Genomic DNA, 21,977 nt, shown 5'->3' with positions numbered 1-21,977 from the left:
GTAATGAATAATAAGCAATGAGTAATATTTGATCACATTGCAAGCTATGAGAACAACCTCAAAACTTTAAACCTTGAACTTTAAACCTTAAACTTTTTAACCACCTGTGGAAAAACTCTCAAATGTAGTCATTCCACCATCCACGAAGATGCTGGTTCCTGTGATATAATCAGCAAGATCACTGGCAAGAAAAGCGGCTAAGTTCCCGATATCCTTCGGCTGTCCGATTCTGTTATAAGGTATAAGGGTAAGAAGAGAATTGAGTGCTTCAGGAGTACTCCATGCATTTTGGTTAATAGGAGTCTGAATGGCTCCCGGACAAATAGAATTGACCCTGATTTTGGCTGCTCCATATTCCTGCGCAAGGGTTTGCATCAACATTCTGATGGCTCCTTTGCTTGATGCGTAGTTGGCATGTCCGGCCCACGGAATAATTTCATGTACAGAACTGATATGAATGATCTTTCCACAGGCAACAGAACGTGAAGGATCTATTCCCCGTCGTAAAAATTCTTTGATAGCTTCCCTGGCACATAGAAACTGCCCCGTCAGATTGACACCAATGACGGCATTCCATTGGTCTATTGTCATTTCGGTGAACTTTGCATCTTTTTGAATGCCTGCATTATTCACCAGAATATCTACAGTTTGAAATTCGGAAACAACATCCTGAAACATTTTGATTACCTGATCTTCTTTAGAGACGTCACAGGCGTAAGTGATCCCTTTTCCTCCGGCATCGGTAATTTCTTTCAGAACAGCTTTAGCTTCTTCTAAAGATCTTTCCGAAGAATGGTTGACAATGACTGTTGCTCCTGCTTCAGCTAATGATTTTGCGATTCCTGAACCTATTCCGCTGGAGGCACCTGTAACCACAGCTACCTGATTTCGAAGTGATATTTCCATGTTTTGTAATTTGATGTTACTCAAAGTTATGGAAAGATATCAGCAGATAAAAAATTATGATTTTAAAATTTTATTAAAGTTTTTTGTACATCAGGTATTGAGGGCCGCTTCTTCCAATTCTTGTTTTACCGTCAAAAATATATCCTGACTGAAGATAAATATGATAAGCAGAATCATTTTTCTGATTGACAGCCAGTACAATTTCATGGCAATCCCCGAAGTGAGTTTTTACAAAATTCCCTACTTCCAGCATAGCCATTTTCCCTATTCCTTTTCCCTGCATCCGGGGATTTACAGATAAAGAACGTAATAAAACAGATGTTTCATCATCGGTAAGTTCAAATTTATCTTTCCCGAAATCGAGCACAAAAAAACCAACAGGCAGTTCATTTTCAAATATCGTCACCGGAAATGCGTCATCATCATCCCGTTCGCTGATACTTTGCAAAGCCTGTTGAGCTGTCGCAGTAAATTGCATCTGGTTTTCATCCAAAGCATAACTGACTCCGGAAAGATCCTCTGGTTTATAGAATTCTAAATGTATCATAGTTTTAGTGATGGTAAATATCTTCATACATTACTCCGGCTCGGATTTCCACGGGAAGTTTATTCTCCTCAGGAACAATAGGGCAATTGTAATCGTAAGCATTATACGCACAAAAAGGATGATATGATTGATTAAAATCAAGTACAATAGTGTTCCCTTTCGGAATCTTCAGGTCCATATATTTTCCTCCTCCATAGGTTTCTTTTTCATTGGTAGCATCGCGGAACGGAAGAAAAAGATAGTCTTTGTATTTATCCTGTTTAATTAAAGCCAGACTTTGGTATAAAGTGACCGTATAGGGTTTATTATCGAGCATAAATGTAGCTTTTCCATACTCCTGATACGTCTTTGTTTTTCCTGAAGAAGTAGGAAGTTCAAAGGGTTGTGTATCTTTTGATTTAACAAATTTTGCGGTTACTCTGTATTTGGCATCAAAAGGAAAGAAAGGGTGTCCTTTAAAATTTTTAAAATTATCTCCTCTTAACGGAGTCTCTTTTGGATTGAGATATTCAGCATTGAGTTCTTTCTGAAATTTCTGAACATCTTTCTCTTCCTTTGAAACCGTTTTCTGAGAAAAAGCCCATAATGGAAGGAGTAAAAAGAGTACTATATATTTTTTCATGAATATAAAATTATAAGTAAAACTATGAATTTCCGGAACAACAAAAGTTAAAATTCTAATAAAAAAATATAATCTGTTTTAAATACAATAGGCACCAGCTGATCTAGCATACTTTTTGAAAAACAAAGCTCATGGACAGAAAAAATTTCATCAGGACCAGTGCATTGGCCATATCAGGTTTCTATTTTCTTCAATCTGAACTATTCCGGGCCGCGGAAAGAAAAAACAGTCAGATAACAGAAAATACTGATGTACCGATTATAATCATTGGCAGCGGGTATGGAGGTGCTGTATCTGCATTACGTCTTTGTGAAGCCGGGAAAAAAGTAGTGATGCTTGAAATGGGCCTTAACTGGGAAAAAGCAGGAATTCCGTTTTCCAATCTGCTGAAACCGGGGAAAAGCTCAGCCTGGCTGAAAAAGAAAAGCATTGCACCTTTCATGAATATTTTTTCTCTGACTCCTTTTACCGGAATATTAGACCGTCTGGATTTTGAACATATCAATATCTGGGTTGGAAGAGGTGTTGGCGGAGGTTCTCTTGTGAACGGAGGTATGGCTGTTACGCCTAAAGAAAGTTATTTCAGGGAAGTTTTTCCGGATCTTGATGCTGAAAAGTTTTACAATCATTACTTTCCTCTGGTACGGGAAGAACTCAAGGTAAATGTGATTGACGAACAGTTTCTGAAAGACTGTCCTTATTATAAATTCACACGGGTAGGTGAAGAAGAGGCTCATAAAGCCGGTTTTAAAACCATGAGAGTTCCGAATGTGTATGATTTTAAGTATATGGAAAAAGAGTTCCGGAACGAGGTTCCCCGTTCTGCTCTTAATACTGAAGTGATCTATGGCAACAATTATGGAAAAAACAGTCTGGATAAAACCTATCTCAGAAAAGCGCTGGAAACCGGAAATTTAGAAATTCTCGATCTTCATCGTGTCCAAACAATAAAACTAAATGATGATAAAAGCTACACATTAAATGTTCAGCAGATTGATACATCGGGAATTCCGGTTGCCAACAAAGTTTTCAACTGTAAAAAGCTGATTCTTTCTGCAGGAACCATGGGAACCTTACAGCTTCTGCTACAATCTCATGCAGAAAACAATTTTCCTGTTCATGAAAAGATCGGAAAAAAATGGGGAAATAACGGGAATTTTATGACCGGAAGAAACTGGGTGAAACCTTTGTCTGGCGGCACAGGAGCCAAGCAATCCACTATTCCGGTAGGCGGCATTGACAACTGGGATGATCCTGATCACCCGTTTTTCACAGAGATTGCTCCTTTACCAATGGGAATGGATGTCGCTACGGCTTTATATCTGCTGATCAACAGAGTTGATAAAAAGGGAGAAGTTACATACAACAAAGCCAGCCAATCTCTAACCTTGAACTGGGACGAAAGCAATACTGTCAAAATGAAGGAAAATGCCCAATATTTTATCCGCAAAATGAATAAAGCCAATGGCGGTACGAGAAGCCACCTGCTTTTCAATAATGGTTTCGGGGTTGACATCTGTTATCATCCGCTTGGAGGATGTGTTCTGGGTGAAGCTACCAATGAATATGGCAAATTAAAAGATCATGAAAATATGTATGTTCTGGACGGATCATTAATTCCCGGAACCATTGGCGTCAATCCGTTTGTTACGATTACAGCCATTGCAGAATACTGTATTGAAAACCTCATCAAACAGAATGAATTTGCCTGAAATCAGGGCAATGATTGTATTTCTGTAAGGTAGTTCCGGATATCGTTTTCCAGTTTCACCGGATAGATAAAGTGAAGTTTTTCGGCCAAAGAAGTTCCCAGCTCATGTACCAGATCGGCACAGGCAAGCAGTGCTTTCCAGTTTTCTTCAATATCATTTCCGGAGAAAGTAGCTTCCACTTTATTCCATAGATCTGAGGATAAATATTGTTTGAAAAGTCTTCCATGTTTATTGGTCGTAATAGTATTCCAGTCATGATTTCCGGCAATATACCATTCAATCAAAGGAACGAGATAATCTGTACGCAGGACATTTTCAGACATAAATTTGGCATAAAAAATATCGCCGCGTTTAAGACATTTCGCCACATAAGTTGTATCCCACCAGAAATCATTGAACAGCTTTTGAAATTCTTTTTCCGTAGGCTGATGTATCATGATCGACTGATAGGTTGGCGGTTTCATATTTTTTGTCAGATGATCTTTATCTATTAAAACCTGATATCCTACATCCCAATCCTCGGGAAGAGTTTCTTCATTGATTTCTTCAATAAAGTCAGATACCTGATACAGCTTAAAATCAACTTTTACATGGTCTTTATACAAAACCATTTTCATGGCATGTTTTCCCTCAAAAACGTTATCATCTTCTTCAATCATTGAAATAGGATCACCAAAAAGCCTGGTCCATTCATTTCCGGATTCATAAGATGTCCTGTTTTCAAAAACAAGTTCTACATCCAGATCACTTAAATCATCTACGGGAGCATAAGGGTTTACCAGTGAACTGGTCAGAAGAACAGCACGGATATCAGGGTTATTTTCAGCCCAATGAATAATCTGTTTCAGTTTTCCTTCCCTTACTTTCATATTAATAAGATTCTGAGATTTTTACCCGATACACATCGGAAGAATTTCTTTTGATTGACTCTACAAAAAAGCCGCCTTCCTCAGGGATTACTTCTTTTAAATCAAAACTTTTACAGTCTTTCGGGAGCCCGGAAAATATCAGGGTAAACCAAAAGTCTTTCATAAAAGGAACCGGAGTCCAGTAAGGAGAAATTGAAATGTTTTCCGCATGAATCAATTTACTTCTATGCTCAGACTGGTTATCAAAAAGATAGGTCGAATGCCAGATCCTGATCAGGTTTCCTAAAAACGGTGACGCCGGAAAACAACAGTGTACTATCACCTGCTTCTCCTCTTCCGTTTTCGCCTTGAGAGATTCCAGGATTTCCTTGGCAATAACAGGTTTTACAATTACTTCTTCCACCTTTTAATAAGTAATAAATAATGAGCGATGAGTAATAGATGCTTCTACTCATTGCTCATTATTAGCATTAATATTCTAATTCTAATTTTTCTTTTGTATAATTTCTTACCTCATTGGTCAGCTCAGGATTTTCAGCCAGCTTTTGTCCGTAAGAAGGAACCATTTCAAGCAGTTTTCCTTTCCATTCTCCATGAAGCTTTTCCGGGAAGCATTTTTCCAGCACATTCAACATGGCATATACTGCTGTAGATGCACCTGGTGAAGCTCCCAGCAAAGAGGCAATGGTTCCGCTCTTATTCACCACCACTTCAGTTCCGAATTCCAGCTTACCTCCTTCTTTTTCATCTTTTTTGATGACCTGAACTCTCTGGCCTGCTACTTTCAATTCCCAGTCTTCTTCTTTGGCATCTTTGACAAATTCTCTCAAATGCTGCATTCTCTGGGATTTTGTCATGGCAACCTGCTGGATAAGATATTTCGTGAGAGGAATATTATGCCACCATGCTCCAAAAAGTGATTTCAGGTTTTTGGTATTTACACTTTCTGGAAGATCAAGATAACTTCCTTCTCTCAGAAATTTGGTGGAGAACCCTGCAAAAGGTCCGAAAAGAAGAGCTTTCTTACCGTCAATAATTCTAAGGTCAAGGTGTGGAACAGACATTGGAGGTGCATCTACCGTAGCCTGCGTATATACTTTAGCCTGATGCTTTTCTACCAATTCCTGGTTATGGCTTACCAACCATTGTCCGGAAACCGGGAAACCTCCGTAGCCTTCACTTTCTTTAATATCTGAACTATCCAATAACGGAAGTGCATATCCTCCTGCTCCAATGAAAACAAAGTCTGCAACAACTTCCTGCTTGTGACTATGAATTCTGTCTTTTACCTTCATTCCCCATTTCCCGTCTTCTCTTGGATCTATGTCTTTCACTTCGTGGTATAGGAAAACCTCAACATTGGAATCTTCCAGAAGATGTCTTCCCATTTTTCTTGTCAGTGTTCCGAAGTTCACATCCGTTCCCATATCCATCTTCGTTGCCGCCATTACTTCGGACTGATTTCTTTTGCTCATTACCAAAGGAATCCATTCTCTCAGTTTCTCATGATCTGTAGAAAATTCCATTCCTGAGAAAAGAACAGATTCTGCCATTTTATCATGACGTTTTTTAAGATATTCAGCATCTTTTTCGCCGAATACCAGACTCATGTGCGGACATGAATTGATAAATTCTTTTGGCTCATGAATATAGCCTTTGGTGAGCAGATATGCCCAGAATTGTTTTGAAATTTCAAACTGTTCTGCAATACTTTCTGCTTTGGTGATATCAATAGATCCGTCTGGTTTTTCCGGGGTATAATTTAGCTCACAAAATGCGGAGTGCCCTGTTCCGGCGTTGTTCCATGCTGCTGTACTTTCTTTGGCAAACCTTCCAAGTCTTTCGAAGATTGCGATTTCAAGATTTGGATCAAATTCATGAAGCAGCGTTGCTAAAGTGGCGCTCATTATTCCGCCGCCTATCAGTACAACGTCATATTTAGGTTTCGGTGTTCTGCTTGTAAGCGATTGTGACATAATTTTAAATTTTACTTCAAATTTCGGGAAAAGTTTTAAAAACAGGAACGATTTTAACACGTTATTTTTTCGTTCAAAACACTTATTGAGTACACAACAAAAAACCATGGAAAATTTCAATAAAGCACCATTGAAATGATTGATAATATCAAGGCATTATGACCTCCCGGATTATCGGAATGAGCATAAAAAAACTTAAGCATTGGGATGCTTAAGTTTCGATTAATTTTATTTTTCAGCAATAAAGCTTTGTTTTTAATTCAATTTTGCAGTCAGTTTTTTAAACTGTTTTTCAGCGTTTTTACCTTCATAAAGAATGGCATATACGGTATCTATAATTGGCAGTTTAAGATTTTTCTGCTTTGCTGTTTTATAAATAGAATCTGCAGCATAATATCCTTCAGCCACCATATTCATAGACTGAATGGCAGATTTCACGGTATATCCTTTTCCGATAAGGTTTCCAAGGTTTCTGTTTCTTGAGAAAAGTGAATAAGCAGTCACCAACAGGTCACCCAGATAAGCACTTTCATTCACATCTCTCGGTGCTTCATAGATGGCTTCCAGAAAAGCTTCCATTTCACGGATTGCATTGGAAACAAAAACAGCGGTAAAGTTATCTCCATACCCTAATCCACTTGCTATTCCCGCCCCTATCGCAAAAATATTTTTAAGAATGGCACTGTATTCATTTCCTAAAATATCTTTACTGGTATGCACTTTAATAAAGTCTGAACTGAAGATTCCTTCAAGTTTTTCAGCCGTTTCATCTTCTACTGCCGCAATGGTAAGGTAAGAAAGTCTTTCCATTGCTACCTCTTCTGCATGACAAGGTCCTGCAATAACCGCTTGATTTCTGAACCCGATTTTAAATTCATCCCGCAGATAATGGGCTACCACATCATTTACTTTAGGAATAATCCCTTTGATTGCAGAGATAAAGATTTTATCGGAATAATCACAGGTCATCTTGTCCAGTGTATCAGACAAGTAGATAGACGGAGTTGCCAGAACAATAACGTCACAGGCAGAAACCAGTTCATTGATATCCGTTGTTAATTTTAAGCTTTTCAGATTAAAGTGAGCGGCTGTAAGATAAGTCGGGTTGTGTCCGCGAAGCTCAATGGCTCCTTTTACAAATTCACTTCTTACACACCAGTGTACAACTTTGCAATTTTCAACAAGCATTTTTACGATAGCGGTTGCAAAACTTCCGCTCCCTACAACTCCTACAGAAATATCCTTTTTATTCTTTTTTGGATTCGAAGATTCTGAAATAATTTTCTTTTTAGCCATAATTGGAATGTGAACTGCAAAGATATTAAAACAAAGACGTAACAAAGGCTTTGAAACTATGATAAACACCATTTTCTGAAAAAATTAACACTTCAACACAATTAAACAGCTAATTAACCGTTAAATACAGAAAAAACTGAATTTTAATTAAAAATAACCCTCAAAGCTTATTTTTAATTAAATTTGCAGCTTCAAAACCGTTTTAAATTTACTAAGAGAAGAAATATGAAAAAATTTCTAAGCAGCAAGAAGAACGTAAACATTCTCCTGGGAGGACTTTTGCTAGTAGTTTTTGCACAAGGTGTCTTCATTGCGAAGCTCTTTTCTGAAAGAGACGACAAAACCTATGAAGTCAACCTTGTAAAAATAAACACTGAAAAAGACAGTGTAGATTATCTAAAAATGAAAACTGATCTTACCCTTGTAGATCAGACAGTGGGTCAACTTAACTCCTTCCTGAAGTCCAAAGACATTACCAACGAAAAACTGATGATGCTCAACCAGGACAGTATTTCAAATTCTATTTATCTTTCCAAACAGGCCAACCGATACAGCCAGTATCTGATGGATCTTCAGAAAAAACTGATGCAGGTTCCGTTAGGTATGCCTACAGACGGATATATTTCCTCTAATTTTGGAGTGAGAAAAAACCCGATTCCATTCAAAACTGTTTTCGCTTCGGTAAAAACAAGTGCAGCAACGGAAGCAAAACCGGCAGTGGCTGCAGCTCCAAAGCCTGAAGTAAAAGCTGAACCTGTTGAGAAAATTATTGAACTTACAGACAGCTATGGAAATAAAAGGGAAGTGAAAGTAATGGTTACTCCAAAGGCAGCTCCTGTGGCTGCAGCATCAGCTCCTTCTACAACAAAAGCTGTGGCTGGAACTACAACTATTGCTAAAACTGCTGCTGAAAAAAACAATCCGCCTGCTGAAGCTGATCAGATGCAATTCCACAAAGGTCTGGACATTGCTGTTGCCTATGGTTCTGATGTAAGAGCTGCGGCTGCCGGAACAATCATTTTTTCCGGACAGAAAGGAGGCTATGGAAACTGCGTGATTGTTTCTCACGGAAATGGTCTGGCTACACTATACGGACACTTATCTCAACTTATATCTAAGGTAAATGATAAAGTAAAAGTAGGTCAGGTGATTGCTAAATCCGGAAATTCCGGACGTTCTACAGGTCCTCATCTTCATTACGAAGTACACAAAAACAATACTCCGATTAATCCGAAATTGTTTATGAATCTATAAAAAGAAAGGCTGTTCACATAGAACGGCCTTTTTATTTTAATTCTGGAGATCTGTTTTTATGGAAATTCAATATTCAACAGTTTTTTTGTCTTTCTGTCAAATGCAAGATTGATAAAAGGGAAAACCTTATCTCTTTGACTTACTTCTCTTATTAAGATCATCTGTCCCAGATTGGGATTATCGAGAAATTCAAATCCCTGAAACTGTATTTTTTTAATCGGGCCTAATTGAGAATCCATTCTTGAAATTGTCTCTTTGACTACTTCTTTTTTAGGCTTAAATTTTGGTTCAAACATTTCAAGAATTCCGTTGTCATCTTTATTAATCAAAAATGAATTGATCTTATCAATTTCCGGATATATATCTTTTATTTCCTGCAGTTCTTTTTGAGTGAATGATTTTGTAAAACTGGCCCCGTCAGCTAAAAGTAATTTTGTTTTGACAACATCATATGCTCCAGGTTTTTGATTCTGAAAAACGATAAATGCAATATTGGCAGCATTGGATATTGCTCTTTGAGGTTGATTATTGATCAGTTTACTGTCTTTAATCTGTACTTCAAAAAAATCACTGGATGTCCCATTCAGTGTTTGCACTCCTTTCATGGTTTCAACATAACCTCCGTAAAACTTAAGAACTTCGTCAACAGATTTTTTATCTTCGGATGTAGTCGCCAGTTTACCACAGCTGAATAAAAATAAGGACAACAATAGAAAAGGCAGAATTTTAATTAATTTCATGAGTTATTATTTGATTTTAAAAATAAGCTACAGATCCTCTTCTCTTTTTAAAAGAATGATTTTCTGCAAATCAAATATAACAAAAAGTACATGTAAAAATTTACATGTACTTTTGATTCTTATCATTATTTCAAAATTTTAAGAGTTCCTTTCGGATGGGTAAATGTACCGTCAGGACCTGCAATATTTGAATAGATAATATTTTTATTATAATCCTGAATATGGGTTACATTGAAGCCAAGATGCGGCTCATGCCAGTATACCATAAAAACATTCTTTGCTACTTCTACAGCTGTATATTCTACAGTATCTGTACTGTTTTTTGAACTTCCTGCTATCCCGGTGAAGGTCATTGTTTTGTTATCTTTAAAATCAAGGAGGAATTTTACAGCTCCAAAGTCTACTTCAACTTTATGACCGATGGCCGGGTATGGAGATTTAAGATCCCAATCCATTTCTTTAAGATATACTTTAGCTCCCATTCCCAGTTCGTCTTTTCCCGGAAGATCAGGATATTTTTTAACCATAAAATCTACAATGGCATCCGAAGTTTTATTTTCTGTCACTGCCTGTTTATAGTTTTCCAGATAGTTTTTCACAAAATCAAGAGATTGTGGAGATGTTGATAATTTTGCAAAATGAGAAGGAATTACCTGCTCCGGCTTCAAGGCTTTCATGGCGTCAATCTGTCCTATCCACTGATCAATTGCTTTTGCATTCTGAGTGTCTGCCATCCAGAGATGTGAATCTACAGAAACTGAAATCCCACCGGCAATGGTTTTAATGGAAGGGATCCAAAGAAAACTGTGTGCAGGATCTTCAGGATTTTGTCTGATTTCGATTTTGTTTCCTTCAAGATCAGGAATGGAAACAGTAGCTTCAGGAACTATAATTTCCGATGGAGCATCTGCCTTCAACTGTGGTTTCCACACTGCAAGTTTATCATCTTTGGAAGCTAATATCAGGTAAGCTGTCTGCGCTGTTGAAATAATCTTCACATCAGGAAACGCTTTTCTGATCACATCCAGTCCAAAATAAAAATCAGGATCGCTGTGAGAAATAAAAACTGTTTTAAGGTTTTTTCCTGTTGCTTTTATTTCTTTCACAAGCTGCTCTGCGTATTGTTTCTGAAATTGGGCATCAACAAGTATAGCATCTTTATCCCCATAAATAATGGTGGACGTAATCGGGAAAATAGCTTTGGTTCCCGGATTATATACTTTCACTTTGAGGTTTCCCGCAAATATGCTGATAAATCCCAATAACGTCAATAATGACAATAATTTCTTTTGTATCATTTCTGTCTTTTTTATCATTAATAAGCTGCTGTAAAACGTTCTCTGATATGATTGTTTTGTTCCAGTTCATCTACCAAAACTACGGCTACATCTTCTACAGACAGACGGCTTCTTCCGTTTTCATCAAATACCGGAGTTTCTAATGAAGTTCTATATTTCCCCGTTCTTTCTCCTACATTCGCCTGGTTCATTTCTACTGCAGGGCTGAAGAATGTCCAATCCAATGTTTTGTTTTCTTTAATTTTGTTCAGATAATCTCTTGCTGCTGTAGCGCCTGGTTTGTAAGCATCCGGGAAATCAGGGGTGTCTACGATTTGTACATTATCCGGAGTGTAAAGGCTTCCTGCTCCACCTACTACGATCAATCTTTTTACACCGGACTGCTCTACTGCTTTTTGAATATTTTCAGAACCATTCAAAAAGTCATTGTAAAGATTAGGATTCGTCCATCCTGCGTTGAAGGTACTGATCACAGCATCATTTCCTTTTAATGCTTCAGCTAATTCATCTACATTGTTTACATCAACGCTTTTTGCTGTTACATGCTCCTGTGATTTTACTTTAGATGCATCTCTTACCAATGCTTCTACAGCATAACCTCTGTTTGCTAATTCTGCTACTACATGTGCTCCTACAAATCCTGTTGCACCAATTACTGCTACTTTTTTCATAATGTCTTATTTTTAATTAAATTGTAATAAATTTTGTTACATTTAAAGATAAAAAATTTTTATTCGAACTGGTCAGCGAATTCCTTTAATGACTTGTCTCCTAAAAACTTTACCACCAAATGATCTGTTTCTTCAAATAATGTATTTAAATGAGTATTAATCTCCTTACCAACACTACAGGCTGGATTAGGATTCTGATTTTTTTTCCCTAATACCTCTGTATTTTTCACTGCTTTATAGATCTCTGAAATAGTAATCAATTCTGCAGTTTTGCCAAGCTGACTTCCTCCTTCTTTTCCCTGTCTGCTGATAATCAAACCTGCTTCTCTTAATACGCTGATCTCCTTTCGGATAATCACCGGATTCACATTGATACTACCGGCTATCCACTCGGAAGTAAGCCACTCCTGAGGGCTCTTCGCCAATAAGGTCATAATATGTATTGCCGTAGCAAATCTTGTATTGTTCATTCTAATTACACTGCAAATATACGCATTTTTTAAATGTAACAAAATTTATTACAGTTATTTTTTTCTTAAAGGATTAATTTATCCAGATCAAGCAGCAGATAATTGATGTTCTGATTGATGGTACGGGTTGCAGACTGCATCTGATTGAGCATGGCAGCGCGGTTATTGAGATCATCTGCTCTGTAAAATCCTCCATCACTGAATATCACAGACCTATCCGCGGCTTCTTTTACATCATCAAACTGATAATGAAGCCATCTCTGTTTCATATTTCCTATGATAGAATATTCTTCTTTGTTGGAAAACTTTTTCTCGGTATACATATACCAGATGAAAGGTGGAAAATTGGGGGATTCCAGTTTTTCTTTCCAAATGTCCCTCAAAAGATTTCTCTGGTGGATAAATTCTACTTTTTTTCCTTTCGGGTTAAGGGTTGCCAAACCAAATCCTGCTCCTAAAATACCTCCACCAATACCTATTGCTCTATCCCACCCGTCACTTTTCACAATTCCGCCGGCAATGGATGAGGCAGCTCCGGCAATGATAGAATATAAAATCAGTTTATTATTTTTTGAGGCATTCAGGTTATCCACATAACTTCCGATCTGAGCTACTCTCTCTCCTTCACAGTCAAATTCTGCAGCTACTGCATCCAGCTCTGTTAAAGCGATGGTAATCCGGCTATTGATTTTGGTTTTAAGCTGTAATATTTTCACTTGCGAAGTGAGGGAAGAATCTTTTTTCAGTTCGATGATTTTGTGAACATCACTAAGATTACCCAATGCATTTAAAATTAATATACTCTGATCGGTAAACATTCCGCTGAGTTCTTTATTGGCCGTTAAAATAGAATCCGAATTATAAGACGGCAGTTTATTATTGTAATTATATTTAAAAGGAGCTTTACAATAGCTGTCCTTAAGGGTAAGAATATTCTGCTGGATTGCCTGATTTTTTTTGGAAACACAGGACACCAGTAAACTTACCACAGCGAGAAGGTAGAAGAGTTTTTTCATTCAGTCATATTTTTGTGTTACCGGACGTATTATAAAACAAATCTTTTCCTGTCACCTTTGTTTTGCAATTATCAATACGAATATAGTACAAATAAAAAAAATTACCTGAAATCAGGTAATTTTTTAATCTATTTTTAAGAAGGGTTATTTAATATCCAGCAATTCAACTTCAAAAACAAGCGTACTGTTTGGCCCGATTTCTTTGCTGATCTCCTGATCTCGATACGCTAAATGCGGTGGAATGATCAGTCTCCATTTGCTTCCAACAGGCATCAGCTGAAGTGCTTCTGTCCAACCTGAAATTACTCTGTTTAAAGGGAACGATGCAGGTGTACCTCTTTTTACAGAGCTGTCGAATACTTTTCCGGAAATGGTAGTTCCGTGGTAGTGGCATTTTACAGTAGACTTAGGACCTGGTTTAGCTCCATCCCCTTCTGTAATGATTTCATACTGTAAGCCGCTTGGTAACTGCACAACGCTTTCTCTCTTACCATACTCTTCCATATATTCTTTACCGTCTTTCAGGTTCTTTTCTGCCAATTCTTTTTTACGTTTAAATAACAAATCTGCTACTCCCATATTATAATTTTTTTACAAAGATAAGGCTTTTTAGAGTTGGAAGATGGAATCACGATGAGGGAAGTTTAAAAACCCGGAGCATTTCCTATCATAACAACACGCTTTTAATTCATTCTTATTAAAAAAACTAAACACTAGTAATCAACAAGTTAAATAACTTATTTTTTAATATTTACTAATCATATTGTCTTACATTTCCTTATTTTTAAACATCTTTTCCACAAAGTTCAAATAATTGTAATACTTACTTAACACAGATTTCGAAACTTGGCGTTATAATTGAATTTTAAAAACTAAATGCCAAATCCATTAAAATATAATAAGAAGTTTGATGAACTGAATGAGGAGGAAAAGAAACTTCTGGAACTCAATAAAAAAACAATAGCAGATTTTGTTGAACAATCCTCTTCCATCAGTGACGTCAATTATGCTACCCGAAATGCCCATGCAAAAACGTATGCGGCAGCAAAGGGAACATTCTGGACTGAGCCTGATATTCCGGAATCATTGCAGCCTTTTTTTGATAAGGAAAAATTTGATCTGACCATTCGGTTTTCCAATGCTCAGCTGAAAATTAAAAACTCTAAAAAGGATATTCCTGCTTATGGGTTTGCCGTGCAGATCAAGGATGATAACGGTGGATTACTTGCCAATTATCCATTGGTGAATTTTCCGTTGTTCCCGATTAATTCTGTATCTACTTTCCTGAAATTGTTTACCGCTGTAAATAAGTTTTACATCAAAAAATGGAGCAGTCTGTTTCCAATGTTGCTTCAGATAATAAAAGTAATTCCTTCTGCATTGACGGGTGATATCATTCGGAATATGATCAAGCTGATGGGTAAAAGAAACGATTTTATTCTCTCCTTTGATTATTATTCTGTAGGTGCTTATCGACTGGGTGACCAAATCATCAAAATAAAGTTAGCCCCTAAAAATGTGGATAAACATACAGGGAAAAAGCAACCGATCAAAGACTCATTAAAAAATTACCTGCAGAACCATGATTTTTCTGCTGATATATTAATACAGTTATGTTATGATCTTCAGGATCAACCAATCAATAAACTGAATGTAGAATGGAAAAACTCTCCCTTCATTAAAATCGGAGAGGTAAAAATAACTAAAGGTTCATTGCTGGATTCCCGTGATTGTACCAATGAGCTGCTTTCATTCAATCCTTTTGAAAGTAAGATCTTTTTTCAGCCTGTAGGAAAAATACAGAAATTACGTGATGAAGCTTATAAAGTGTCTGTACAGACGAGGAGAAAGATTAATAAACTGCTGCATGGGAAAAACAGTTAATAAATGATGAATTATGAGTTATGAATTATAATTTGTTGATTGGATGTTTCAGTTCAAATAAACCTTAAAAAAACAAAAAATGACTGTTAGTACAACAGTCATTTTATTTTATCTGAATTTTCTTTCTTCTTCTTTGATTGCCAGATCATTGATGCTTGCATATCTTTTCGCCATCAGCCCGTTTTCATCAAATTCCCAGTTCTCATTTCCATAGGCTCTGAACCAGTTTCCATCTTTAGTCTGATATTCATATTCAAAACGAACAGCGATCCGGTTGTCTGTATGTGCCCAATATTCTTTTTTAAGGTGATAATGAAGCTCTTTTTCCCATTTTTTCTGTAGAAATACTACAATGTTTTCTCTTCCATTCACAAATGTATCTCTGTTTCTCCATTCGCTGTCGATGGTATATGCTTTGGAAACCTTTTCAGGATCCTGACTGTTCCAGGCATCTTCTGCCATTTGAATTTTTTCCAGTGCCGTTTCAAGAGTGAAAGGCGGAAGCGGATGTTTTTGTTCCATGACTTATTGTATTAAATTGGTTGCTATTTTCTTTGATTTTTCAATTAATTCATTGGATTTGAAAAGCTGGCTTTCTATAATGCTGCTTTCAAAAAGCATGTAGATATGATCGGAAAGAGTATCATCATTCAGTAATTCTAAAAAAAAGTTTCTGAGATCAGCTTTATGAGATTGAATTACGCTGAGTATTTTAATATTATCCATTGGTATTTCAGATAAAATATTCAGGAAGCTGCACCCACGGAAATTTTCTTTTTTATTCATATATACCAGAAAATCGAAGGCTTTGATCGTTTTAGATATTGGGTCTTTTTCCTTTGATAGAAAATTATTGAGTTCACTGAACCAATATTCATGTCTTACCTTCAGAAATTCTACACATAGGTCTTCTTTGGATTTAAAATATTGATAAAAGCTTGCTTTGGCTACTTCTGCCTCGGAAATGATCTGGTTGATTCCTGTAGAATTGTACCCTTGCTTTGCAAACAATTCAAAGGTTGTTTCTACTATTCTTTCTCTTGGAGATTTCATATGCTTTTCTTTTCTGGAACAAATGTATAAAAAAAAATAATATACAGACCAGTCTGTATATTTTTATTTTTAAAATAATTATTTGGTAAAATGTTGGAAACGCAAAGGCGCGAAGTTTTTATGAAAAATAATGTATTAAGGCGCAAGGATTTTATTTTTGATATTTAATACCGCTAATAATATTGTCCCTCGTTGTAAATCTTATACGAGCGAAGCCGAAATATTCTTGGGCCTTAAAAGCAGACTTATACTCATTTATCTTTGTATCTTTGCGCTTCCAACAAAAACAAAAAAGCCTCCGGATTTATACTCCCGAGGCTTTTAATATATTTTCTTAATAAGATTATTTTTCTTCCAATTCTTCTTTCTTCTCTTCTTCTTTTTCAGGGAAGATGATGGATAAAAGAACAGAGATCACCAATACTCCTCCTACAATTCCCAAAGAGACCGGAGACGGAATATGAATCCATGGTGCGATAAGCATTTTAACTCCAATAAAGGACAGGATAATCGCCAATCCGTAAGGAAGTTTGCTGAACATGTGGATAAAGTTCGCCAACAGGAAGTATAATGATCTTAATCCTAAAATCGCGAAGATATTTGATGTATAAAGGATAAATGGATCATTTGAAATTGCAAAGATCGCCGGAATGGAATCTACTGCAAAAAGAACGTCTGTAAATTCAATAACACCAACTACCACTAAAAGAGGAGTTGCCATTTTGATCCCGTTCTGAATAGTAAAGAATTTATCTCCATCATAATTATCAGAAACTTTCCAGAAGCTCTTGATCAGCCTTGCTCCTGCAGTATTGCTGTAATCTTCGTCATCATCATCGTCACCATCACCCCAGGATTTGATCCCCGCATAGACAAGGAATAATCCAAATAGTGCCATAACGATATTAATCTGCACTGCCTTACCAAAAATATTCATTTCAGGAAGGTAAGTCAGGTTAATTAATCCTACGCCAGCAAAGATAAAGATAGCTCTAAAGATTAATGCTCCGATAATTCCCCAGAAAAGAACTTTGTGATGAAGGTATTTCGGAACTTTAAAGAAACCGAAAACAAGGATAAATACAAATAAATTATCCACAGACAGGGCCTTTTCAATCCAATAGGCAGCCTGGTATTGTGTAAATTTCTCTACTGCCAAAGCGTGGCTTTCGGGACTTCCATCGGTATTGAATACCCAATACACCACTCCTGAAAAAACCATTGAAAGTGAGATCCATACGATAGACCAGATGGTAGCTTCTTTGGAAGATACTTCATGACTTTTTTTATTAAATACCCCTAAGTCCAGGAGCAGCATGATAACGACTGTTACTGCAAATCCCCACACCAGACCTGGGTGCAGTTCTAAAATACTTTGATGTTCCACTTGAGTTATGTTATTATATGATAAAAGCAATAGATTCACAGAGTACAAATATTGCTAATTTATTTATCTTTTGATTGACAATTGATTATAAGTAATTCATCTGAACCGTCTGAACCGTCTGCTCCAGCTTTTTGTCTGCAGTAGGATCTCCGATAGCATTGAATTTCCACTCTCCGTTTCTCTTGTAGAAAACTCCCATTACCATGGCAACATGCCCTCTGAAAGAAGCATCATTGGCAATATCATATTTTGCAAAGACTTCTCTTACGTTGGTAGGCGAACCTTCATAAATACGGATAGAAGCAAAAGGAATGGTTCCGAAATCCTGACCTCTGTAGCTGTTCAGGACCATTGCAACGTGTTCTACGTTAGGCTCCAGTTGGCTGAAATCTACAGTGATTACTTCATTATCCAATCCGTCGTCACCATCTACGTCCCCGGTAAGATCATCACCGCTGTGTCTTACAGATCCATTTCTGGATTTAAGGTTTCCGAAATAGATTACTTCAGTAACGTTTTTGTTTGAATCATATAAAATACAGCTTCCATCTAAGTCTACTGCTTCTTTTTTAGTTCCAAAAAATCCTTTTTTCTCAATTGCTCCCCAGTTGATTCCCACACAAGCTTGAGAAAGCTCAGCTCCATTTTCTTTTTTAAGGTTTATTCTCTGACCTTTTTGTAAGTTGATAGCCATCTTTTTATGTTTAGTTGTTAATTACTTTTTGCAAAAAAGCGTATTCTTTGCTTTACAAATTTCGTTTTAGTTATTATTTAAATTTAAATTAAGCATCGCCCGCAGAATATTTGTTTCTTCGTCAAAATCAAATATTTTGCTCATAATGTCCATATTTTCAAGGTTTTTAATATAATCTTTCAAAACACCTTCTACTTCAGCCGGTAAAGCACGTTTTCTTTCGTTCATACTGTTTTCCAACTGTTCATTTTTATTTCTCAGCTGATCAATAATGGAGCTCTGGTTAGACTGATTTTCAGAAATATCCAGCTTATCCAATTCTTTGTCAAAAAGATACAATTTCTTTTCGTCTACACTGAATATAAAATAATCATCAGACTGAAAGATTTTAAAAAGTTCATAATCATGGGTTCCTATAAGGTATCCACATACAAAACGGACTTTAAATCCCTGTATATTAAGCCTACCCAACAGTTTTCTTTCAATGGAATAATCTTTATACTGATAGGCAGGAAAAGAATCGGATTTCAGCAGCATTTCATCTGCACCTGTCCTGTAAAATTCCTGGGCATACTTTTTATGAAAGTACAGTACATTTTCCCAATTGGCTGTAAAACTATCTTCTGTAAGGTCTTTATACAGTGTTTTCAGATGTTGGGAAAATACACCGCTGTACATTTTCCTGTCGGTCTGAAAGCTGTCTACCCGTCTTTCTTCAAAACCTGAAATATATTTACTGTTGATGTTAATTTCATTGATGACCGCCAGCATATCATTTTCCTTCTGCTTTTTAATTTTAGTCAGAAGCTCTATGAGGCTGTCTGTATACTGAAGGTGAAAAAGTTCCAGTTTATTGTAATCCAAAGCCGTATTTTCCTGGAACAGATTGTGGATAATATCTGTTTTGATGTAAATAGATATAATGTCAATATGTTCAAAAAAATTAGCGAGAAGCTTAAGCTTTGTTAATCTTCTTTTGCTTTGCGACAATATGGTTGCTGCATCATCCCCCACCTTGGTATCCTATAAATTAACCTCTGACATTCGCTTTTAGTTCATGCTCCAATGTCTGAAGATCCTGATCCAGTTTTCTTCTGTTATCTGCTCCCTGTTTCTGGATTTGTTTCACCTCATTCAATGTATTGATCAGCATTGATGTTGTTTCTTTCAATGTTTCCACAGATACAATCGTCTGCTCGTTTGCTCTGGCAACATTTATTGAGTTCTGGCCAAGACGTTCTGCATTCTTTCTTAAGATTTCTTCTGTAGTAGAAGATACTTTCTGCTGGATTTCAATATTCTGCTGCTGTCTGTACATTGCTACAGCCAATGAAAGCTGATTTTTCCATACAGGAAGTGTCGTGGTAAGAATCGTTTGAGCTTTTTCAGCAATAGAAACGTTGTTATTCTGTACCAGTCTGATTTGTGGAAGTGACTGCATCATAATCACACGTACCACTTTAAGATCAGCCATTCTTCTGTCTAATCTTGCAATGAAATCTCTTTTATCCGCAATCTGATAATCCTGAAAATTCTGAGGAGCTGCCTCCATTTGAGCAAGCTCTACTGCCGCTCTTTCCATTCTTATATTTCCGGCAATCACAAGTTCTTCAATCTGCTTGATAGAATTTACGTTGCTTTCAAAAATAGTCTGAAGTACAGCGTTATCTTTTGTAGAAGTGATAATTCCTGCATTTACTTTGTACGAGATCTGTTCAATATTGTTGATGATCTTATCGTATTTTGCAAATAAATTCTCTACCTGGGTCATTACCTTCTTCATAAATGGCAATTTGCTCAGGAAGCTTTTCACTTTGTTCCCGTTAAGCTCTTCTACATCTACATAGTTCAGCTCTACCAAAAGGTCATTGATAAGCCCTCCTACTTCTCCTGAATTTGATCTTCTTACATTCCCTAAAAAGCTGTCACTCTGATTGGTTAGAGTTTTCTGAAGTTCCGCTCCAAAGTTCACAATAGACCCCGGATTGGCTTCATCAATAGAGTTCGCAAGAACTTCATATTTCTGACGTTCTTCTGACTGCAGTTGTGTCAGATTTACATTTCCCTCTCTGTCCACAAGAACTGCCGGAGCTGCGTTCTGAACAGGCTGAGCCGGAGTTGGAGGAACCATTGGAGTAGGTTCAAAGGTTTTAAGAGGTTCTATTGATCCTAGTGGATCTATGGGTTGATTTTCCTGATTGTCCATAATTACTTCTGATAAATTGATACAAATTTCTCAAGGCCTTCTCTCTGTCCTGCCCCTACAGCCTCAAATTTCCATTCTCCGTTTCTGTTGTAGATTCTTCCGAATTCTACTGCGGTTTCGATTGAGAAATCTTCGTCTAATTCATATTTTAAGATCTCTTCATTCGTATCTGTATTGAAAATTCTAATGAAAGAATTTCTTACCTGTCCAAAGTTTTGTTTTCTTGAATCTGCTTCGTGAATGGTTACCACTACTGTAATTTCTTTTATTGCATCATCAATTTTGGTAAGATCAATTTTGATCTGCTCATCATCTCCTGCTCCTTCACCCGTAAGGTTATCCCCTGTGTGGATTACAGATTTGTCCGGAGACTCAAGGTTGTTATAGAAAATAAAGTGATTATCTGAAACTAATTTTTTATCGTCCCCAAGCAAAAACAAAGAGGCATCAAGGTCAAATCCTGTTCCTGTAGAAGTATTATTGATATCCCATCCTAAGCCTACAGTAAATTTAGGTGCGTTAATATTTTCTCTTTGTCCTTTTTGTAAGTTAATAGCCATAATATAATTCCGTTTGTGTTAAAGTATTGATGTTATTTTCGTATTCTTTTATTAAATGATAATTGTTGCTGATGGCCAGCTCTAAAAGCAAATCCATCTGCTCTCTTTTTACTTTAGACGTAAGATAGTCAAAATTACTTGATTCCAGGCCTAAAATATATTTTACAATCCTTGTGTTGAACTCAAAACTCTCTTTATTCATCACTTCTGCAACATGTTTTACATTTTTTACTGCGTAATAGTTGAAAAAGTTTTCAATTTTAGGATCAAGGTCAAAATTCATCAGTTCAGCATAATACAGGAACATAAAGTCTGCCTCTACGCTATATTCGTCCAGGATTCTGTTGACTGTGTATTCATGACTTCCCGTAATTTTTATATCGTCTATAAAAATACAAAGTTTTCTTCTCAAAAAATCTTTATCGATATAATAAGTATCATTCGCAATCAGATTTTTGCGGTCTTCAAAATTGAGGTTACCATAATCTGTGATATAAGTATGATTACGGTTGATTTTTGATAAAACACTTGACTTTTTCCCTTTTTGAAACAGATAAAAATCCAGATGTTTTTTAAAGAAAAAACATAAGAAATTAGAAGCCGTAGGAATCGCCATATAAGGGCTTGGAAGTACAATAATTTCTTTATCAGTATCTAAAAGTGCTTCGTTTTCGGAAATAAATCCGTCGAATAATTCTCTTGCAAATTTTTCAGCATACGACTTATCGCCATACTTGAAATAGCTGTATTCCGCAGGTGAAAAAGTAAACTCATCTGCCGAATGAATGTGGTGTAAGCTGTATCTTTTATTCATGT

24 protein-coding genes are annotated in these 21,977 nt (G+C 36.5%); 3 read left to right on the top strand and 21 right to left on the bottom strand.

Going from position 1 to position 21,977, the window contains the following annotated elements:
* Positions 1-96: 96 nt before the first annotated feature.
* The 3 genes from DYR29_RS19470 to DYR29_RS19460 form a co-directional block, all read right to left on the bottom strand.
* On the bottom strand, positions 97-906 hold the full coding sequence (locus DYR29_RS19470; RefSeq protein ID WP_213278150.1) for a glucose 1-dehydrogenase: 810 nt from the start codon (positions 904-906) through the stop codon (positions 97-99).
* A 73-nt stretch (positions 907-979) separates the two neighbouring features.
* A complete protein-coding gene (locus DYR29_RS19465) occupies positions 980-1,453 on the bottom strand; it encodes a GNAT family N-acetyltransferase (RefSeq protein WP_249413540.1) in 474 nt (157 codons plus the stop codon).
* A gap of 4 nt (positions 1,454-1,457) precedes the next feature.
* Positions 1,458-2,075: a DUF1684 domain-containing protein gene (locus DYR29_RS19460; RefSeq protein WP_213278148.1), complete on the bottom strand. Its 618-nt coding sequence runs from the start codon at positions 2,073-2,075 to the stop codon at positions 1,458-1,460.
* Positions 2,076-2,206: 131 nt separating this feature from the next.
* On the opposite strand from DYR29_RS19460, the gene DYR29_RS19455 reads away from it, so the two are divergent.
* On the top strand, positions 2,207-3,787 hold the full coding sequence (locus tag DYR29_RS19455) for a GMC family oxidoreductase N-terminal domain-containing protein (RefSeq protein WP_213278147.1): 1,581 nt from the start codon (positions 2,207-2,209) through the stop codon (positions 3,785-3,787).
* Positions 3,788-3,789: 2 nt separating this feature from the next.
* Here the strand turns inward: DYR29_RS19455 and DYR29_RS19450 are convergent, their stop codons facing one another.
* The 4 genes from DYR29_RS19450 to DYR29_RS19435 all read right to left on the bottom strand — a co-directional run bounded on the left by DYR29_RS19450 (position 3,790) and on the right by DYR29_RS19435 (position 7,928).
* Positions 3,790-4,656: an AadS family aminoglycoside 6-adenylyltransferase gene (locus tag DYR29_RS19450; RefSeq protein WP_213278146.1), complete on the bottom strand. Its 867-nt coding sequence runs from the start codon at positions 4,654-4,656 to the stop codon at positions 3,790-3,792.
* Position 4,657: 1 nt separating this feature from the next.
* Positions 4,658-5,059 (bottom strand): hypothetical protein, encoded by a 402-nt coding sequence (locus DYR29_RS19445; protein ID WP_213278145.1) that lies wholly within the window; start codon positions 5,057-5,059, stop codon positions 4,658-4,660.
* Between the two features lie 67 nt (positions 5,060-5,126).
* Positions 5,127-6,632, bottom strand: a complete 1,506-nt coding sequence (gene mqo, locus DYR29_RS19440; protein ID WP_213278144.1) for a malate dehydrogenase (quinone) — start codon at positions 6,630-6,632, stop codon at positions 5,127-5,129.
* 255 nt (positions 6,633-6,887) lie between these two features.
* Positions 6,888-7,928 carry an NAD(P)H-dependent glycerol-3-phosphate dehydrogenase gene (locus DYR29_RS19435; RefSeq protein ID WP_052184756.1) on the bottom strand — a complete coding sequence of 347 codons (1,041 nt, stop codon included), beginning with the start codon at positions 7,926-7,928 and terminating at the stop codon, positions 6,888-6,890.
* Positions 7,929-8,153: 225 nt separating this feature from the next.
* Here DYR29_RS19435 and DYR29_RS19430 point away from each other — a divergent pair, with 225 nt between their 5' ends.
* Complete coding sequence (locus DYR29_RS19430) at positions 8,154-9,182, top strand: M23 family metallopeptidase (protein WP_213278143.1); 1,029 nt, start codon at positions 8,154-8,156, stop codon at positions 9,180-9,182.
* Positions 9,183-9,238: 56 nt separating this feature from the next.
* Here the strand turns inward: DYR29_RS19430 and DYR29_RS19425 are convergent, their stop codons facing one another.
* The 6 genes from DYR29_RS19425 to DYR29_RS19400 form a co-directional block, all read right to left on the bottom strand.
* Positions 9,239-9,922 carry a hypothetical protein gene (locus DYR29_RS19425; RefSeq protein ID WP_213278142.1) on the bottom strand — a complete coding sequence of 228 codons (684 nt, stop codon included), beginning with the start codon at positions 9,920-9,922 and terminating at the stop codon, positions 9,239-9,241.
* Positions 9,923-10,047: 125 nt separating this feature from the next.
* A complete protein-coding gene (locus DYR29_RS19420; protein WP_213278141.1) occupies positions 10,048-11,220 on the bottom strand; it encodes an MBL fold metallo-hydrolase in 1,173 nt (390 codons plus the stop codon).
* A 17-nt stretch (positions 11,221-11,237) separates the two neighbouring features.
* A complete protein-coding gene (locus DYR29_RS19415) occupies positions 11,238-11,891 on the bottom strand; it encodes an NAD(P)-dependent oxidoreductase (protein ID WP_213278140.1) in 654 nt (217 codons plus the stop codon).
* A gap of 59 nt (positions 11,892-11,950) precedes the next feature.
* Positions 11,951-12,361 carry an Rrf2 family transcriptional regulator gene (locus tag DYR29_RS19410; RefSeq protein ID WP_213278139.1) on the bottom strand — a complete coding sequence of 137 codons (411 nt, stop codon included), beginning with the start codon at positions 12,359-12,361 and terminating at the stop codon, positions 11,951-11,953.
* 65 nt (positions 12,362-12,426) lie between these two features.
* Positions 12,427-13,377, bottom strand: coding sequence for a hypothetical protein (locus DYR29_RS19405; protein ID WP_213278138.1), 951 nt, complete (start codon positions 13,375-13,377; stop codon positions 12,427-12,429).
* Positions 13,378-13,521: 144 nt separating this feature from the next.
* Positions 13,522-13,956 (bottom strand): FKBP-type peptidyl-prolyl cis-trans isomerase, encoded by a 435-nt coding sequence (locus tag DYR29_RS19400; RefSeq protein WP_213278137.1) that lies wholly within the window; start codon positions 13,954-13,956, stop codon positions 13,522-13,524.
* A 297-nt stretch (positions 13,957-14,253) separates the two neighbouring features.
* On the opposite strand from DYR29_RS19400, the gene DYR29_RS19395 reads away from it, so the two are divergent.
* On the top strand, positions 14,254-15,261 hold the full coding sequence (locus DYR29_RS19395) for a catalase (RefSeq protein WP_213278136.1): 1,008 nt from the start codon (positions 14,254-14,256) through the stop codon (positions 15,259-15,261).
* 108 nt (positions 15,262-15,369) lie between these two features.
* Here DYR29_RS19395 and DYR29_RS19390 read toward each other — a convergent pair whose 3' ends face one another.
* The 8 genes from DYR29_RS19390 to DYR29_RS19355 form a co-directional block, all read right to left on the bottom strand.
* A complete protein-coding gene (locus DYR29_RS19390; RefSeq protein ID WP_213278135.1) occupies positions 15,370-15,783 on the bottom strand; it encodes a DUF1348 family protein in 414 nt (137 codons plus the stop codon).
* A gap of 3 nt (positions 15,784-15,786) precedes the next feature.
* Positions 15,787-16,314: a TetR/AcrR family transcriptional regulator gene (locus DYR29_RS19385; RefSeq protein WP_213278134.1), complete on the bottom strand. Its 528-nt coding sequence runs from the start codon at positions 16,312-16,314 to the stop codon at positions 15,787-15,789.
* Positions 16,315-16,657: 343 nt separating this feature from the next.
* Positions 16,658-17,701, bottom strand: coding sequence for a TerC/Alx family metal homeostasis membrane protein (locus tag DYR29_RS19380; protein WP_047424111.1), 1,044 nt, complete (start codon positions 17,699-17,701; stop codon positions 16,658-16,660).
* Between the two features lie 85 nt (positions 17,702-17,786).
* Positions 17,787-18,395 carry a TerD family protein gene (locus tag DYR29_RS19375; RefSeq protein ID WP_213278133.1) on the bottom strand — a complete coding sequence of 203 codons (609 nt, stop codon included), beginning with the start codon at positions 18,393-18,395 and terminating at the stop codon, positions 17,787-17,789.
* A gap of 66 nt (positions 18,396-18,461) precedes the next feature.
* The gene (locus tag DYR29_RS19370) at positions 18,462-19,409 is read right to left on the bottom strand and encodes a hypothetical protein (RefSeq protein ID WP_213278132.1); all 948 of its coding nucleotides are present in this window, start codon (positions 19,407-19,409) and stop codon (positions 18,462-18,464) included.
* 16 nt (positions 19,410-19,425) lie between these two features.
* Positions 19,426-20,601 (bottom strand): toxic anion resistance protein, encoded by a 1,176-nt coding sequence (locus DYR29_RS19365; RefSeq protein ID WP_213278131.1) that lies wholly within the window; start codon positions 20,599-20,601, stop codon positions 19,426-19,428.
* A gap of 2 nt (positions 20,602-20,603) precedes the next feature.
* Entirely contained in the window at positions 20,604-21,161 is a 558-nt protein-coding gene (locus DYR29_RS19360; RefSeq protein ID WP_142719508.1) for a TerD family protein, read from the bottom strand.
* Complete coding sequence (locus DYR29_RS19355) at positions 21,151-21,975, bottom strand: phosphoribosyltransferase family protein (protein WP_213278130.1); 825 nt, start codon at positions 21,973-21,975, stop codon at positions 21,151-21,153. Before DYR29_RS19355 ends, DYR29_RS19360 begins: the two co-directional genes overlap by 11 nt.
* Positions 21,976-21,977: the final 2 nt, after the last annotated feature.

The organism is Chryseobacterium indologenes (genome assembly GCF_018362995.1).
In the GTDB taxonomy this organism is placed as follows: domain Bacteria; phylum Bacteroidota; class Bacteroidia; order Flavobacteriales; family Weeksellaceae; genus Chryseobacterium; species Chryseobacterium indologenes_G.
Note: the sequence above shows the minus strand (reverse complement) of the source record. Positions and strands in the feature narration are given on the sequence as shown.

Coding starts and splice junctions, on each gene's coding strand:
- DYR29_RS19455 (WP_213278147.1), top strand. CDS start 2,207: ATGGACAGAAAAAATTTCATCAGGACCAGTGCATTGGCCATATCAGGT.
- DYR29_RS19465 (WP_249413540.1), bottom strand. CDS start 1,453: ATGATACATTTAGAATTCTATAAACCAGAGGATCTTTCCGGAGTCAGT.
- DYR29_RS19470 (WP_213278150.1), bottom strand. CDS start 906: ATGGAAATATCACTTCGAAATCAGGTAGCTGTGGTTACAGGTGCCTCC.
- DYR29_RS19410 (WP_213278139.1), bottom strand. CDS start 12,361: ATGAACAATACAAGATTTGCTACGGCAATACATATTATGACCTTATTG.
- DYR29_RS19430 (WP_213278143.1), top strand. CDS start 8,154: ATGAAAAAATTTCTAAGCAGCAAGAAGAACGTAAACATTCTCCTGGGA.
- DYR29_RS19415 (WP_213278140.1), bottom strand. CDS start 11,891: ATGAAAAAAGTAGCAGTAATTGGTGCAACAGGATTTGTAGGAGCACAT.
- DYR29_RS19375 (WP_213278133.1), bottom strand. CDS start 18,395: ATGGCTATCAACTTACAAAAAGGTCAGAGAATAAACCTTAAAAAAGAA.
- mqo (WP_213278144.1), bottom strand. CDS start 6,632: ATGTCACAATCGCTTACAAGCAGAACACCGAAACCTAAATATGACGTT.
- DYR29_RS19400 (WP_213278137.1), bottom strand. CDS start 13,956: ATGGGAGTAGCAGATTTGTTATTTAAACGTAAAAAAGAATTGGCAGAA.
- DYR29_RS19360 (WP_142719508.1), bottom strand. CDS start 21,161: ATGGCTATTAACTTACAAAAAGGACAAAGAGAAAATATTAACGCACCT.
- DYR29_RS19435 (WP_052184756.1), bottom strand. CDS start 7,928: ATGGCTAAAAAGAAAATTATTTCAGAATCTTCGAATCCAAAAAAGAAT.
- DYR29_RS19365 (WP_213278131.1), bottom strand. CDS start 20,601: ATGGACAATCAGGAAAATCAACCCATAGATCCACTAGGATCAATAGAA.
- DYR29_RS19420 (WP_213278141.1), bottom strand. CDS start 11,220: ATGATACAAAAGAAATTATTGTCATTATTGACGTTATTGGGATTTATC.
- DYR29_RS19385 (WP_213278134.1), bottom strand. CDS start 16,314: ATGAAATCTCCAAGAGAAAGAATAGTAGAAACAACCTTTGAATTGTTT.
- DYR29_RS19425 (WP_213278142.1), bottom strand. CDS start 9,922: ATGAAATTAATTAAAATTCTGCCTTTTCTATTGTTGTCCTTATTTTTA.
- DYR29_RS19395 (WP_213278136.1), top strand. CDS start 14,254: ATGCCAAATCCATTAAAATATAATAAGAAGTTTGATGAACTGAATGAG.
- DYR29_RS19390 (WP_213278135.1), bottom strand. CDS start 15,783: ATGGAACAAAAACATCCGCTTCCGCCTTTCACTCTTGAAACGGCACTG.
- DYR29_RS19405 (WP_213278138.1), bottom strand. CDS start 13,377: ATGAAAAAACTCTTCTACCTTCTCGCTGTGGTAAGTTTACTGGTGTCC.
- DYR29_RS19460 (WP_213278148.1), bottom strand. CDS start 2,075: ATGAAAAAATATATAGTACTCTTTTTACTCCTTCCATTATGGGCTTTT.
- DYR29_RS19450 (WP_213278146.1), bottom strand. CDS start 4,656: ATGAAAGTAAGGGAAGGAAAACTGAAACAGATTATTCATTGGGCTGAA.
- DYR29_RS19355 (WP_213278130.1), bottom strand. CDS start 21,975: ATGAATAAAAGATACAGCTTACACCACATTCATTCGGCAGATGAGTTT.